This is a genomic window from Nocardiopsis ansamitocini (genome assembly GCF_030268225.1).
Classification (GTDB): domain Bacteria; phylum Actinomycetota; class Actinomycetes; order Streptosporangiales; family Streptosporangiaceae; genus Nocardiopsis_D; species Nocardiopsis_D ansamitocini.
The window spans coordinates 400,851-415,080 of the sequence record NZ_BSQG01000004.1 but is presented as its reverse complement, the minus strand read 5'-3'; the positions used below and the strand labels follow the sequence as shown (position 1 = coordinate 415,080).

13 protein-coding genes are annotated in these 14,230 nt (G+C 70.6%); 7 read left to right on the top strand and 6 right to left on the bottom strand.

The genetic code is table 11. From position 1 onward, the window contains the following. Positions 1–291 precede the first annotated feature (291 nt). From QSJ59_RS14345 to QSJ59_RS14335, 3 genes are all read right to left on the bottom strand, one after another. The gene (locus tag QSJ59_RS14345; protein WP_285760029.1) at positions 292–441 is read right to left on the bottom strand and encodes a hypothetical protein; all 150 of its coding nucleotides are present in this window, start codon (positions 439–441) and stop codon (positions 292–294) included. A 235-nt stretch (positions 442–676) separates the two neighbouring features. Further along, positions 677–1,339 carry a hypothetical protein gene (locus QSJ59_RS14340; RefSeq protein ID WP_285760028.1) on the bottom strand — a complete coding sequence of 221 codons (663 nt, stop codon included), beginning with the start codon at positions 1,337–1,339 and terminating at the stop codon, positions 677–679. A gap of 60 nt (positions 1,340–1,399) precedes the next feature. Then, positions 1,400–2,650, bottom strand: a complete 1,251-nt coding sequence (locus QSJ59_RS14335) for an ROK family protein (RefSeq protein ID WP_432707484.1) — start codon at positions 2,648–2,650, stop codon at positions 1,400–1,402. 229 nt (positions 2,651–2,879) lie between these two features. On the opposite strand from QSJ59_RS14335, the gene QSJ59_RS14330 reads away from it, so the two are divergent. Further along, complete coding sequence (locus tag QSJ59_RS14330) at positions 2,880–3,506, top strand: TetR/AcrR family transcriptional regulator (protein WP_285760026.1); 627 nt, start codon at positions 2,880–2,882, stop codon at positions 3,504–3,506. 7 nt (positions 3,507–3,513) lie between these two features. Then, positions 3,514–5,196, top strand: coding sequence for an MDR family MFS transporter (locus QSJ59_RS14325; RefSeq protein WP_285760025.1), 1,683 nt, complete (start codon positions 3,514–3,516; stop codon positions 5,194–5,196). 165 nt (positions 5,197–5,361) lie between these two features. On the opposite strand, the gene QSJ59_RS14320 is transcribed toward QSJ59_RS14325, so the two are convergent. Then, positions 5,362–6,018 (bottom strand): DUF5701 family protein, encoded by a 657-nt coding sequence (locus tag QSJ59_RS14320; protein ID WP_285760024.1) that lies wholly within the window; start codon positions 6,016–6,018, stop codon positions 5,362–5,364. 211 nt (positions 6,019–6,229) lie between these two features. Here QSJ59_RS14320 and xylA point away from each other — a divergent pair, with 211 nt between their 5' ends. Continuing rightward, entirely contained in the window at positions 6,230–7,387 is a 1,158-nt protein-coding gene (gene xylA / locus QSJ59_RS14315; RefSeq protein WP_285760023.1) for a xylose isomerase, read from the top strand. A gap of 14 nt (positions 7,388–7,401) precedes the next feature. Here xylA and QSJ59_RS14310 read toward each other — a convergent pair whose 3' ends face one another. Then, a complete protein-coding gene (locus QSJ59_RS14310; protein ID WP_285760022.1) occupies positions 7,402–8,004 on the bottom strand; it encodes a hypothetical protein in 603 nt (200 codons plus the stop codon). A gap of 190 nt (positions 8,005–8,194) precedes the next feature. Further along, positions 8,195–9,241: a LacI family DNA-binding transcriptional regulator gene (locus tag QSJ59_RS14305; protein ID WP_285760021.1), complete on the bottom strand. Its 1,047-nt coding sequence runs from the start codon at positions 9,239–9,241 to the stop codon at positions 8,195–8,197. Between the two features lie 286 nt (positions 9,242–9,527). On the opposite strand from QSJ59_RS14305, the gene QSJ59_RS14300 reads away from it, so the two are divergent. From QSJ59_RS14300 to rhaS, 4 genes are read left to right on the top strand one after another with little or no spacing between them, the layout of a single operon-like run. Next, positions 9,528–11,048 (top strand): sugar ABC transporter ATP-binding protein, encoded by a 1,521-nt coding sequence (locus QSJ59_RS14300; RefSeq protein ID WP_285760020.1) that lies wholly within the window; start codon positions 9,528–9,530, stop codon positions 11,046–11,048. Then, positions 11,045–12,091 carry an ABC transporter permease gene (locus QSJ59_RS14295; protein WP_349497211.1) on the top strand — a complete coding sequence of 349 codons (1,047 nt, stop codon included), beginning with the start codon at positions 11,045–11,047 and terminating at the stop codon, positions 12,089–12,091. The genes QSJ59_RS14300 and QSJ59_RS14295 overlap by 4 nt, the downstream gene beginning before the upstream one ends. Beyond that, positions 12,081–13,148, top strand: a complete 1,068-nt coding sequence (locus QSJ59_RS14290) for an ABC transporter permease (protein WP_285760019.1) — start codon at positions 12,081–12,083, stop codon at positions 13,146–13,148. The genes QSJ59_RS14295 and QSJ59_RS14290 overlap by 11 nt, the downstream gene beginning before the upstream one ends. Before the next feature lie 2 nt (positions 13,149–13,150). After that, positions 13,151–14,224 (top strand): rhamnose ABC transporter substrate-binding protein, encoded by a 1,074-nt coding sequence (rhaS, locus tag QSJ59_RS14285; protein ID WP_285760167.1) that lies wholly within the window; start codon positions 13,151–13,153, stop codon positions 14,222–14,224. Positions 14,225–14,230 lie beyond the last annotated feature (6 nt).

Here is a 14,230-nt window from a genome sequence, read left to right as displayed (position 1 = left end):
TGAGGTGGAGCAGGAGTGCACGGGCGCTCTGCGCCGGACCGGGTCTTGTGGGGCCGGGGCGCGTGCGGGCGCGGTGTTCTCGTATCAGGAGAGGGGCCGCTGGTCCCGTGCACAGACGCACGGGGGCGGGGGCGGAGCCGCTGGGGGCGCTAGCCGCGGCCGTGCGGCGCCTTGGGGCGGGAGCTCGGTGCCGGACACGCACAGGGGGTGCGCCGTTGGCGTTCCCGTCCCGCGTGCGTGCGCTTCATAGGAGGAGTGTACGTCCGCTGCGGTCCCCTGCCCAGGGCCGGGTCACCGTGTGTTGCCGCGCAGAACGGCGCAGTCACCCCGAGCCAGCTCAAGACGGTCGGCCCCGTGTCCTGACACCAGGTCGTGTGCGTCCTCGCCCAGGCCGAGATCCGCGGCGCGCACCTTCTGTGCGGTGTCGGTGTGATTGAGCACGAACACCCGTGACGGTGCCCGGCGAGGTCGTCCAGGCGCGCGTCCTCGCCAGATCACGCGGACCGGGACGACGCGCCTCGCAGCCGCTCGCCCGGCGTTCGTGTTCGGGTCTCCACGAGTCCGCCCGGCCAGAGGTTGCGGCAAACTCCAGCGCCGTTGCCGATGGCTTCCCCTGGGGCGCCGGTGGACCACTCCCTGCATCAGGGCGGTCGCCGCCGCGCCGGGACCACCGACTTCAACCGCACTCCACCGATGCGCGGATGGCCAGTGCCGAGGGATCGGCCACCACCGGGTTGAGGGCCGCCGCCACCTCGGTGGTGAGCGCCCCGCCGTCGAAGACATGGGCCACCGCGGCGGGATCCACGGCCGTGCCGTACTGGACCGACAGGTGCTCGGTGAACGCCGAGGCGGGGTCGGCGGCGGTCAGCCGGCCCAGCAACCACGCCGCGCCGTCGTCGCCCCGGTCCTCGGGCGGGAACTCCACCGTCGCGGTACGCCACGCGCCGTCCCCCTCCTCCCGCCACAGCAGAGCGGTGGCCTCGAACACGCCCTCCGGACTGAAGTCGGGGTGCTTCAGCAGGGAGGCGAACACCGGGGGCAGGCCGTCGGTCAGCCCGGGCCACAGTCCCTCGTCGACGGCGACGTAGGGGCTCATCGGGGACTCGTGGTCGAAACAGCGGATCAGCGCGGCCTCGGCGGACAGCACGATCGAGTAGTTGTCGCCGCCGCCGTTGTCCATACCCGCGAGGTCCCACGGCTCGGACCAGCCCCTGTCGAAGGAATGCGTGCGGTAGCTGTTGTCGGGGGCGACGAGGAACTCCACCGCTGCCATGGCCCGGCACAGCTCGCGCAGAACCGGAACCGACGGGAGCAGGGGGGCGACCTCAGGAGCGTTCATCCCTGTATCCAACCAGTTGCTGCCGACACGGCACCGTCTGCCAGACGGAACGGCGCGGCCTCAGGCGGCGCTTCGGCTGGGCGGCAACGGCAGCGCACCGGTGTCCAGCGCGTCCACCAGGGCCATCGCCCCGCCGCGTGCGGCGGCGCTCAGGCCCAGGGCCGAGGCATCCACGCGGCATCCTCCGGAGTCCGCGGCGAAGACGTGCGCGCCCAGGACCGCCCGGCAGGGCGGCAGCAGCCACGGAGCCAGGGGCACGAAGTATCCACCGAACACCACCGCACGCGGGTTGAGCAGGTTCACCAGGGTCGCAGCGCCCCGGCCCAGCCAGGTCCCGGCGTCCTCCAGCGCCTCCAGCACGGTTGGATCCCCGGCCTCGGCACGCTGCACCGTGAGGTCCACCATGGCGCCGACGTCGATGCTCGCGGTGCGCTCGGGAGCCAGGACGTCGGGAAGCGCGCGGCGCAGCACGGCGTCCACACCGGCCAGCGCCTCCAGGCACCCCCGTCGGCCGCAACCGCAGGCGGGACCGTCCTTGAGCAACGGGATGTGTCCGAGTTCGCCGGCGAACCCGCCGGACCCGCGCAGCAACCGGCCGTCCATCAGCAGGCCCGCGCCGATGCCGACCTCCCCGGTGATGTAGACGAGATCGGGGGTGCGGGCCAGATGCCCGCCCCGGTACTCGGCGATCGCGCCGAGGTTGGCGTCGTTGTCCACGAGCAGGGCCAGTCCCGGGTGGCCGGCATCCGCCAGCAGCGCCGACAGGCGGTCGCGCAGGGCGAAACCGTGCCAGTCGAGGTTGGGCGCGTTGGTGACGGTGCCCGAGGCAGAGTCGATCAGACCGGGCACGGCCACGCTCACCCCGAGCAGGGCCCGCCGGCGCATCAGGGGGTCGCCGATGACCTCCAGCAGCGCGTCACGCAGTCGGCGTGCGCACGCCTCCGGTCCGGCCGCGCGCGCGTCGAACTCCACATGTTCGGTAAGAAGCTCTTGTTCCAGCAGGTCAACGGCTACGATCGAGACGTAGTCGACGTTGATCTCCAGCCCGATGGCGGCCAGGGTCTGGTGGTCCAGGGTGAGCATGACGCCGGGCCGGCCCACCTTGCGCTCGGCCTGCTGCCCGGTCTCGCGGACCAGCCCCCGGCCGATCAGGTCGGCCACGATGCTGGACACGGTCGCCTTGGTCAGCCCCGTGGCGCCCGCGACCAGGGCGCGTGAGCACGGCGCCTGTTCGCGGATCGTGCGCAGCACGATACCCAGATTGGTCTCTCTGATGGCCTGGAATCCGGCCGGTCCCTCACTCACGCCCACCACGCGGCATCTCTCCCATGTCCGTGCGCGCCGACGGCGCCCCCGCACCAGTGTGGCGGGACGGGCCGGCGCCTGCGCCGCCGCTGCCTCGGCAATCAATTTATTCAATCACCAAACTAATGGGATTTTCTGCTCGGCAGCCGTGCGCGGGGGTGGCGCAAGGGGCTTCTGGCGTCGAGAGGAGGCGGTAATTTTGCACTATTTAAAGCAAAGTGTACTATTGCACGATGTGATAGATGGTGCAAAAAAACCGGTCGGGCGGGCGGCCAAGAAGAGCAGGACCCGTCATGAACTGAGCCGGGTCGCGCGCGAGCTGGTCGCGCGGCACGGGATGGCGGGCTTCACCGTCGACGAGCTCGCGGCCGAGGTCGGTGTCTCGCGGCGGACGTTCTTCAACTACTTTCCGACCAAGGAACACGCGGTCATCGGCCGGGTCGAGGACGGTTTCGACGACGACCTGGTGGAGTGGTTCCTCGCCGGTGCGGCGCCGGGCCGCCTCGTCGACGACCTCGTCGAATTCTCGGTCAGCCACCTCGTCCGCCTCGACATCGGTTTCGACGACATCGAGACCGTTCGCCGGGCCCTCGACCGCGAACCCCAACTGCTCAACCTGATCGTGCGCGACGGGGAGGAGCACGACCGGCGGCTGATCGACCTCGTCCGCACCCGCGAGGGACTCCCCGAGGAAGACCCCGTGCCCCGCCTGGCCGTCCGCCTCGTGGGCGTCGTCATGCGCACCGCCTCCGAGGAGATCCTGCGCCACGGTCCGGGCACCGACCTCGGCGCCCTCGTCCACACCCACCTCGCCGCGGCGCGCGCGCTGTTCGCCCCGGCCCCGACCGACCACACAGCCTAGGACCGCAATGGACTCCACCACCCTCGACTCCCGGCCCGCGCAGGCCCCGCTGGTCCTGACCCGGCGCCGGATCTGGATCATCTTCGGTGCCCTGCTCAGCGGCATGCTGCTGGCCAGCCTCGATCAGACCATCGTCTCCACCGCCATGCCGACCATCGTCGGCCAGCTCGGCGGGGTCGAGCACCAGACCTGGATCACCACCGCCTACCTCCTGGCGACCACGGTCGCCATGCCGGCCTACGGCAAGCTCGGCGACGTCCTGGGCAGGCGCCACCTCTTCCTGGGCGCCATCGCGATCTTCACCGTCGCCTCCATCGGCTGCGCGTTCGCCCCGGACTTCTGGACCTTCGTCGCCTTCCGCGCCATGCAGGGGCTCGGCGGCGCCGGGCTGATGGTGCTCTCACAGACGATCATCGCCGACATCGTCCCGGCCAAGGAGCGCGGCAAGTTCATGGGCCCGCTCGGCGCGGTCTTCGGAGTCTCAGCCGTGGCCGGACCGCTCCTGGGCGGACTGTTCGTCGACCACCTCACCTGGCACTGGGCCTTCTACATCAACATCCCCATCGGCATCGCCGCCTTCGCGGTCGCCTGGAAGATGCTCACCCTGCCCGGCAAGCGCCCGGTGAAGCGCATCGACTGGCTCGGCCTGGCGCTGCTGTCGGTGGCCACCACCTGCCTCATCCTCGCCACCGACCTGGGCGGCGGCGAACTCGGGTGGACCGACCCGGTGACCCTGCTCGCCGCGGGCGGCCTCGTCGTCGCGCTGCTGTGCTTCCTCATGGTCGAGCGCCGAGCCCAGGACCCGATCATCCCGCTCTCGCTGTTCCGCAACCCGATCTTCGTCAACGCCACCGCCATCGGTCTGATGCTCGGCCTGGGAATGTTCGCCGCCCTGGCGTTCGTGCCCACCTTCCTGCAGATGGCGGCGGGGACCTCGGCCGCCGCATCCGGCCTGCTGGGGCTGCCCATGATGGTGGGCCTCTTCGCCACCGCCACGTGGTCGGGGCTCGCGATCAGCCGCACCGGACGCTACCGGCCCTACCCGATCGCCGGAATCGTCCTCATGCTCGTCGCGATGATCGCGATGACCACGCTGAGCGGCCAGACCCCGATCTGGCTCATCTGTACCTACCTGTTCGTGTTCGGCAGCGGTATCGGGCTGGTCATGCAGGTGGTCGTCCTGGTGGTCCAGAACGCGGTGGACCCCGCGATGGTCGGTACCGCCACCAGTACCAACAACTACTTCCGCGAGGTCGGTGCGAGCCTGGGCGTCGCCGTCGTCGGTGCGCTGTTCACCACCCGTCTCTCCGAGCGGCTCGGCGAGGCGTTCTCCGGCGCGGGCGCCTCGGCGGCCGAGGCGGAGGAGGCCGCGGCCACCATCGATCCGGCGACCCTCGCGTCCCTGCCCGAACAGCTGAGGCTGGTCATCGTGGACGCCTACGCCGACTCCCTGGCACCGGTGTTCTGGATCCTCGTTCCTTTCCTCGTCGTCGCGCTTCTGCTGGCGCTGTTGCTCAAGCAGATCCCGCTCTCCGACACCGCCGGGATGGTCGCGCGCGGAGAGGCCGTCACGGAGGAGCCCACAAGGGCCGCCACGGCGGACGCACCCGAGACCGCGTCCGAGGCCCAGGACGCCGACCGCCCCGACAGCACCGGCGCCACCACTGAGCAGGGGGCCGACCGCAGGTGAACCCGTGGGCGTCCGGGGTGGCCGAGAGCGCCGGCCCCGGACACCCACGACGGGGATGCGCGGCGGTGCACCGCCGGTGCGTCGAGCGGGGCGGTGTCCTTCGCGGACACCGCCCAACGGCCGTTCCAGGTGCTCTTCGGTGCGGCCGCACCCGCCGAAGGCCGGTCAGGCAGGCGGCTGCGCAGCGGCAGAGGCGAACCCGAGCCAGGTGTGTCGGTTGCCGGCCCAGCACCAGCCGACCTTCGGGGCACCGCGGTTGTCGCGGCCGTCGCGCCCGGTGCCGCCGCTGATCCAGATCGCGGGGGTGCGGGAGTCCAGGGCGGTGCCCTTCCTGCGCTTGCGGGATCCGATCGTCATGAAGCAGTGGTTGGGCGCGAGGCGTTCGGGCTCCTGGAGCAGCCAGCTGATCCCCTCCCCGATGGTGAGGGGGCGCCGTCCCCTGGAGCTGATCTCCGGAAGCGCCTCATCGGGGCTCCAGTTGGCCATGTCGTCGCCCCGGTCGACCTCGTTGATCAGGTACAGCGCGTCCTCGGGGGCGTCGAGACCGTCGATGGGGGCGAACGCGTCGAGGTCGGCCATGTCCACCACGACGAACCCGCTCTTGTCTCCCCGGCTGAGCAGGGGCGCCAGCGCGCTCGCAGGGACGAGCCCGGGGTGGACGGCCACGATCGCGCCCGGCGCCTCGGCTGGGAGGTCGCGCGCCAGGGCGTGGAACTCCTCGACGGTCATACCGGCCAGCGCCGGCAGGCCCAGTTCGACGAGCCGGTCGATCTGACCGGCGATACCAGTGGGGGTGGTCCCTGCTGTGGGGGTGGGCGGCATGGTCGGGTACACCTCTCGTCGCGGGGAAGGGGGCACGCCCACAACTCCCGCGGCACGCGAAACATTCCCGTCGTGGTCGTGGTCGTGGTCGTTGCGGCTCCGGAGCCGCACAGGCTTGACAGGCAATTTGTTTAGTGATCAAACTAATGGGGTCCGCGTCTGGCGGCCGGATCGGCCAAGCCGCCCGGCCCATCCGTGAGAGGCAGCCCGCATGAGCGACTACCGGCCAACCCCAGAGGACCGCTTCAGCTTCGGCCTGTGGACGGTGGGGTGGCGCGGCCACAACACCTTCGGCGAGGCGGTGCGGCCCGTCCTCGATCCGGTCGACGCCGTGCACTCGCTCGCCGCGCTCGGCGCCCACGGCATCACCTTCCACGACGACGACCTCGTTGCGCCCGGCTCCGACGCCGCGGCCCGCGACACCGTCGTCAAACGCTTCACCGCAGCACTCGCCGAGACCGGGCTCACCGTCCCCATGGTCACCACCAACCTGTTCAGCGACCCCGTGTTCCGCGACGGCGGATTCACCTCCAACAGCCGGGACGTGCGCCGCTACGCCCTGCGCAAGGTCGTGCGCACCATCGACCTGGCCGCCGAACTGGGGGCGCGCACCTTCGTGTGCTGGGGCGGCATGGACGGCGCCGAGACCGAGGCGGGCAAGGACGACGCAGCAGCCCTGGACCGCCTGCGCGAGGCGTTCGACGTTCTGTGCGGCTACGTCCTGGACAAGGGCTACGACCTGCGTTTCGCCATCGAGCCCAAGCCCAACGAGCCGCGCGGCGACATCCTGCTGCCCACCGTCGGCCACGCCCTCGCCTTCATCAACCAGTTGGAGCGCCCCGAGATGGTGGGGGTCAACCCCGAGGTCGGCCACGAGCAGATGGCGGGACTGAACTTCGCCCACGGCATCGCCCAGGCCCTGTGGCAGGGGAAGTTGTTCCACATCGACCTCAACGGCCAGCGTGGTATCAAGTACGACCAGGACCTGCGCTTCGGCGCCGGTGACGTCAAGGAGGCGTTCTTCCTGGTGGACCTGCTGGAGAGCAGTGGATACGACGGGTCGCTGCACTTCGACTTCAAGCCGCCGCGCACCGAGGACATGAGCGGGGTGTGGGAGTCGGCGCGGGGCTGTATGCGCAACTACCTCATCCTCAAAGAGAAGGCCGCGGCTTTCCGCGCCGACCCCGACGTCCAGGAGGCCCTGGCCGCGTCCAGGGTCGCCGAGCTGGCCCGGCCCACCCTCGACCCCGGCGAGAACCTCAAGGATCTGCTCGCCGAAGAGATCGACCTGGCCGAGGTGGGAGAGCGCGGCTACCACTTCGAACGCCTCGACCAGCTCGCTGTGGAACACCTACTGGGCGTGCGCTGACGCGGCAGGACCGGTCATCGTGGCGGCGGCGACCCGAGCAGCGCGGCACGGCGCTGCTCGGGCGCGGCCCGCTCGCGCAGCCACGGCGGGCGGCTGTCCGCTGCGTCCTGGCCGGCCGTCTCCACGGCCACCCAGGCGGCCACCCAATCGTGCCCCGGGTGGCCGACGGTGCCGAGCAACCGCGCCCCCTCGGCATCGGCGGCCAGATCCAGGGCGCGCAGCCGGGCCAGTGCCGCCAGCAGCACCCATGACCAGCACACGGCCGCGATCACCACCACCACCGCTGCGGCCGCCCATTGGCCCATGGCCAGCATGATGACGACCGGGACCGCGAACGCCGCCGCGAGCGGTCCGCCCTGGCGGCGAGTGGTGTGCACCCGTTCGCGTCGAGCCGCGGTAGCGGCCAGCCCCACGCCCCGGCCCAGCGCCCCGGCCACCGTCTCGGGCGGTACGTCCGAGGGCAGGGCCAGCACCCCCTTGCGCCCACCCGCGTGACGGGAGGAGTCATGACCGTCCATCGTGACGACGGGGGTCGGCAGCAGCGCCGCGATCGTCACCTGGTCGGCGAGGTCCTGGAACTCTTCGAGCGAGCGGGGCACGGGCGGGGGAGGGGGCATGCGGCGGCTCTCATATCTGATCGCGGTCGTGGTGTACACCCATGATGTGGGACGGGCCGCGGTGCGCGCCAGCGCCGGACATCTCCGTCGTCCCGGTGGTCGGAACCGGACCCTTGGCACAAGGCGTTGCCGGTGAGGACCGTGCGGCACGACCGTTCGTACTGCTCCGCGGGGTTCGGTGGGGCGTGGTCTAGTCGCGGTAGGCGGCGGTGGAGCCGCGCACCACGAGTTCGGGAGCGAAGAGCATCCGCTCGTAGCCGTGGCGGGGGCCGTCGAGCTCGGCGCTGAGCAGCCGCATCGCCGCCCGTCCGATCTCGTACTTGGGCTGGGCCACCGTGGTCAGGCCCGGGTGGACCAGGGCCGCCACGTCGATGTCGTCGTAGCCGACCACGGAGATGTCGTGCGGGGCGCTCAGACCGCGCTCGCCCAGGCCCTTGAGCAGCCCGAGGGCGAGCTGGTCGTTGGCGCAGAAAACCGCCTGGGGGCGCCTGCGCGGGCCGCCGGCCAGGACCTCCTCCACGCCCTTCTCCCCGGAGGCGGCCGTCAACGAGCCGGTCTCGATCACCCGTACCGAATCCTCCGCGTCGATCCCGCTCTCGGCCAGCGCCGAGCGCAGGCCGGCCAGACGCGTGCGGCACTGCTCCAGGCCGAGCGGACCGCTCAGGAAGGTGACGCGTTCGTGCCCCAGGTTGATCAGGTGCCGTCCTGCGGCCACCCCCCCGGCGTGGTTGTCCACGCATACGCTGCTGCCCAGGTCGGCGCCCACGTCGCCGCGGTCCAGCAGCACCCAGGGAATGCCGCGGTCGCGCAGCCACATCAGGTCGGTCACGTCGTTGTCCACAGGCATGACGACCGCGCCCGCGACGCGCTGCTCGGCCAGCAGCCGCAGCGAGCGGCGCTGCCGGGCGAGGTCCTCGGCCGAGTTGAGCAGCATGACGGTGCGCCCGGCCTCGGCGGCCTCGTCCTCCACCCCTTGGGCCACCATCGTGAAGAACGGGTTGGTGACGTCCAGGACGAGCAGCCCCACCGAGTCGCTGCGCCCGGAGCGCAGGTTGCGCCCGGAGGAGTTGCGCACGTAGTCCAGTTCCCGGATCGCCTTCTCCACCCGCAGCCGGGTGGCCTCGGCGACCCGCTCGGGCCGGTTCAACACGTTGGAGACGGTCCCGGGGGAGACTCCGGCCCGTGCCGCGACGTCGTTGATGCCGACAGGCCGTTTGACGTTCTCGGTCGAGGACACGCGGGGGCTCCGAACAGGGTCGCGACGGTGGACATGCGAGGTGCGGCTTATCGTCACAGCTCAATTGAAACGTGTCAATAGCAGTATGTGATCTTCATCATTGCGCCCTGCGGGTGGGGCGCATCATGTGACTTGAGTGGCTGAAATGTCCATATCTGTGGCTTCGTGTTAATAATTTTGCCGTTCTCTTGACTCAAGGGTGTGACGCATCTAACGTCCTCTTCAATTGAAACGTTTTTGTCGTCGCGGTGAGCGGCGACTGGACCCGATTGTCGAGGAGGGCGCCGTGGCCCAGGAGCCTCCGCCCGTCCCCCCGCCTCTCGCACTCGTCGGCGCGGCCAAGTCCTTCGGGGCGGTCAAAGCGCTCCAGGGAGTGTCGTTGGAGCTGCGGGCGGGCGAGATCCACGCGCTGTGCGGTGAGAACGGGGCGGGCAAGTCCACGCTGGTCAAAATGATCGCCGGGGTGCACCGTCCCGACGAGGGCCACGTCGAGGTGGACGGAGCACCGATCGAGTTCGCCCGGCCCGCCGACGCCCAACAGGCCGGTGTGGCCGTCATCTACCAGGAGCCCACGCTCTTCCCCGATCTCTCGGTCGCGGAGAACATCTTCATGGGTCGCCAGCCACTGGCCCGCGGTCGTCGTATCGACCGCCCGGCCATGCACGCCGCCACCGAGGCGCTGTTCGCCCGGCTGGGCGTGCACATCGACCCCGCCCGCCCCGCCAAGGGCCTGTCCATCGCCGACCAGCAGCTCATCGAGATCGCCAAGGCCCTCTCCTTGCAGGCCCGGGTCCTGGTCATGGACGAGCCCACCGCGGCGCTGTCGGGGGTGGAGGTGGAGCGGCTGTTCACCGTCGCGCGTTCACTGCGCGACTCCGGGGCGGCCATCCTGTTCATCTCCCACCGCTTCGACGAGGTCTTCGACCTGTGCGACCGGATCACCGTCATGCGCGACGGGCGCTACATCTCCACCGACCCCGTCGCCGAACTGACGGTGGACGCGGTGGTGCGCAAGATGGTCGGTCGCGACATCGCCGCGCTCTTCCCCAAGCAGGACACCGAACCCGGGGAGGTCGTCCTCGAGGTCGAGGGCCTGACCCGCACCGGTGTCTTCTCCGACGTCGGCTTCACCGTGCGCGCCGGCGAGATCGTCGCGCTCGCCGGGCTCGTGGGAGCCGGACGCAGCGAGGTCGTGCGCGCTGTCTTCGGCGTCGACCCCTACGACTCCGGCCGGGTCCTGGTCAACGGCCGCCCTCTGCGCAAGGGCCGCCCCGCCGCGGCGATGGCAGCCGGAATCGCCCTGGTCCCCGAGGACCGCCGCCAGCAAGGGCTGGTCATGGAGCTGTCGGTCGAGCGCAACGCCACCCTCACCCGCCGCTGGGCCCTGAGCCGGTTCGGCTGGCTGCGCCGCTCCACCGAGGAGCGCACCGCCCGCGAGTGGACCCGGCGCATGCAGGTCAAGGCCGGTTCGCTGTCGGATGCGGTGGCCACCCTCTCCGGCGGCAACCAGCAAAAAGTCGTCCTGGCCAAGTGGCTGTCCACCGACCCCGCGGTACTGATCGTGGACGAACCAACCAGGGGCATCGACGTGGGCACCAAGTCCGAGGTGCACCGCCTGCTGTCCGAGCTCGCCGGGCGCGGCCTGGCCGTCGTCATGGTCTCCAGTGAGCTCCCCGAGGTCCTGGGCATGGCCGATCGGATCCTGGTGATGCACGAGGGGCGCGTCAGCGCCGAACTGAGCCGCGCGCAAGCAACCGAGGAGTCCGTCATGTACGCCGCCACCGGGCAGCGGGAGGACGCCGCGTGAGCGCCGTCTCCACTTCCGCTCAACCCCCGCTGCAAGAGCACGGGGGAGGCGACGCCAAGGCCGACCGCAAACTGCGCCAGGTCCGCGAAGTCGGCATCCTGCTCGCCCTGGTCCTGCTGGTCGTCGCCACCACCATCGTCAACCCCAACTTCCTGTCCGCCCAGAGCGTGCGCGACCTGCTCCTGGGCGCCACCCTGCTGACCATCCTGGCCGTGGGCCAGACGCTGGTCATCGTCACCCGCAGCGTCGACCTGTCGGTCGGTTCCATCCTGGGCCTGTCGGCGTTCGCGGTGGGCAGCCTGTTCGCGGCGTTCCCCACCATGCCCGTCCCCGTCGCGATCATCGCCGGGGTCCTGGTGGGAACCGTGTGCGGCGCGGTCAACGGAGCCCTGGTCGCCCTGGCCCGCGTACCCGCGCTGGTGGTCACCCTGGGCACGCTCTACATCTTCCGCGGCATCGACTACTGGTGGGCCTCGGGCAAGCAGATCAACGCCTCGGACATGCCCTCCGCCTTCCTCGGCATGGGCCGCGCCAGCGTCCTGGGCATCCCGGTCCTGGCGCTGGTGGCCGTCCTGGTCGTGGCGGTCGTGGGCTGGTACCTCACCTCCTACCGCAGCGGACGCGAGCTCTACGCCATCGGCTCCGAGCCTGCCGCCGCCCGCCTGTCCGGCATCCCGGTGGACCGTCGCATCTTCATGGCCTTCGTCGCCAACGGCACCCTCGCCGGACTGGCCGGCGTCCTCTACGCAGCCCGCTTCGGCACCCTCGACGCCACCGTGGGCACCGGACTGGAACTCCAGGTCGTGGCCGCCGCGGTCGTGGGCGGCGTCGCCATCTTCGGCGGCAGCGGAACCGTCCTGGGCGCCGCGCTGGGCGCGGTACTGCTGACCACCATCGGATCGGCCCTGCCGATCCTGCGGGTCAGCGGTTTCTGGCAGCAGGCCGTGGTCGGTCTGCTCATTCTCACCGCGATCGGCCTCGACCGGGTCCTGGCCGTGCGCGCCGAACGCAAGCTCCGAGGAGGCCAATCCCGTGGCGCCTGAAGTGACCGCCCCCTCATCGGGGCAGGGCGCGCCGTTCGGACCGGACCGCGCCCCGCGCGGCGGCACGCTGCGCCGACTGCTCGCCACCCGCGAAGCCTCCGTCCTGGGCGCCCTCGTGGTGACCGTCATCCTCGCCTCGTTCTGGGTGGACGGTTTCTTCACGGACCGCACCGCGGGCTTTCTGATCCTGGACGTCACGGCGATCGCGCTGATCGCCCTTCCCATGACGCTCATCGTCATCACCGGCGAGATCGACCTCTCGGTTGCCAGCATCCTCGGGCTGACCAGCGCCGTCATGGGCCAACTGTGGTTCCTCGGACTGCCGCTGGAGACCATCGTCCCCCTGTGCCTGGCGCTGGGCGCCGTGCTCGGTGCGATCAACGGCCTACTGGTGACGGTGGCCGGCCTGCCCTCGCTGGCGGTGACGATCGGCACGATGGCGCTGTACCGGGGCCTGGCCTACGTCATCCTGGGAGACCGCGCCGTCGCCGACTTCCCGCGCTCCTGGACCAGCGGCGCCACCCAGCGCCTCGGTGAGACCGCGATCCCCTGGGTGGTACTGCTCATCGCCGCCCTCGCCGTGGTCTTCGGCATCGTCTTGCACGCCACCCCCATCGGCCGCTCGCTGTACGCCATCGGCAGCAACGACGAGGCCGCCCGCTTCGCCGGGATCTCGGTCCGCATGACCAAGCTGTGGCTGTTCGTGGCCAGCGGCGCCGTCTCGGCCCTGGCCGGCGTCTTCTGGACCCTCCAGTACTCCAGCGCCCGCGCCGACAACGCCTTCGGCCTGGAGCTGTCGGTGGTGGCCGCGGTCCTGCTCGGCGGCGTCTCCATCTTCGGCGGCCTGGGAGCCCTGCCCGGTGTCATCGGCGGCGTTCTGCTGCTGGGCACCATTCGCAAGGCCCTGGAACTCGCCGACGTCTCCTCCGACACCCTCTCGGTCGTGACCGGCCTGCTGCTGGTGATCTCCGTGGTCGCACCCAACATCGTGGCCCGTCTCAAAGAGCGCCGCCGCCCCGACACCCCGTCCGTCCCCGCACACTCCAACCAGAGGTGACCATGTTCCGCACCCGACTCGCCCGCGGCATCGCAGCGGGCACCGCCGCCGGAGCACTGCTGCTCCTGACCGCCTGCGGCGGCACCACCCGCGACTCCGTCGAGGAGGGCGGCTCCGAGCGTCCGGCAGGAGAGGCCGACCCCGACGCGGAGATCCCCGAGGGCCTCACCATCAGCTTCCTGCCCAAACAGCTCAACAACCCCTACTCCACGTTCGCCAACACCGGCGGGGCCGAGGCGGTCGAGGAGCTCAACGGGGAGTTCAAGGAGGTCGGCCCCTCCGAAGCCAGTGCATCCTCGCAGGTCAGCTACATCAACACGGTGAGCCAGCAGGGCGCCGACGCCATCGTCATCGCCGCCAACGACCCCAACGCCGTGTGCGCCGCCCTCAACTCCGCCAGCGACGCCGGTGCGGCCATCGTCTCCTACGACTCCGACACCGCCCCGGAGTGCCGCGACGTCTTCATCAACCAGGCCTCCGCCGAGGGCATCGCCAAGACGCAGGTGGAGATGATCGTCGAGCAGGTCGACGGCGAGGGCCAGATCGCCTTCCTGTCGGCCACCCCCAACGCCACCAACCAGAACGCCTGGCTGGAGCTGATGGAGGAGGAACTGGCCAAGCCCGAGTACTCCGACATCGAGGTCGTGGACACCGTCTACGGCAACGACGACGACCAGAAGTCCTTCCAGGAGATGCAGGGCCTGCTCCAGACCTACCCCGACCTCAAGGGTGTCGTCTCGCCCACCACCGTCGGCATCGCCGCAGCCGCGCGCTACGTCAGTGACTCCGAATACAAGGGCAAGGTCGCCGTCACGGGTCTGGGCACCCCCAACCAGATGAGCGAGTACGTCAAGAACGGCACGGTCGAGGAGTTCGCGCTGTGGAACCCCAAGGACCTGGGGTACCTGGCCGGTTATGCCGGTGCGGCGCTGTCGGCGGGCCAGATCACCGGCGCCGAGGGCGAGACCTTCAGCGCGGGGCGCCTGGGCGATTACGAGATCGGCCCCAACAGCGAGGTCATCCTGGGCCCGCCCACCAAGTTCAACGCCGACAACATCGACGACTTCGACTTCTAGCCACCG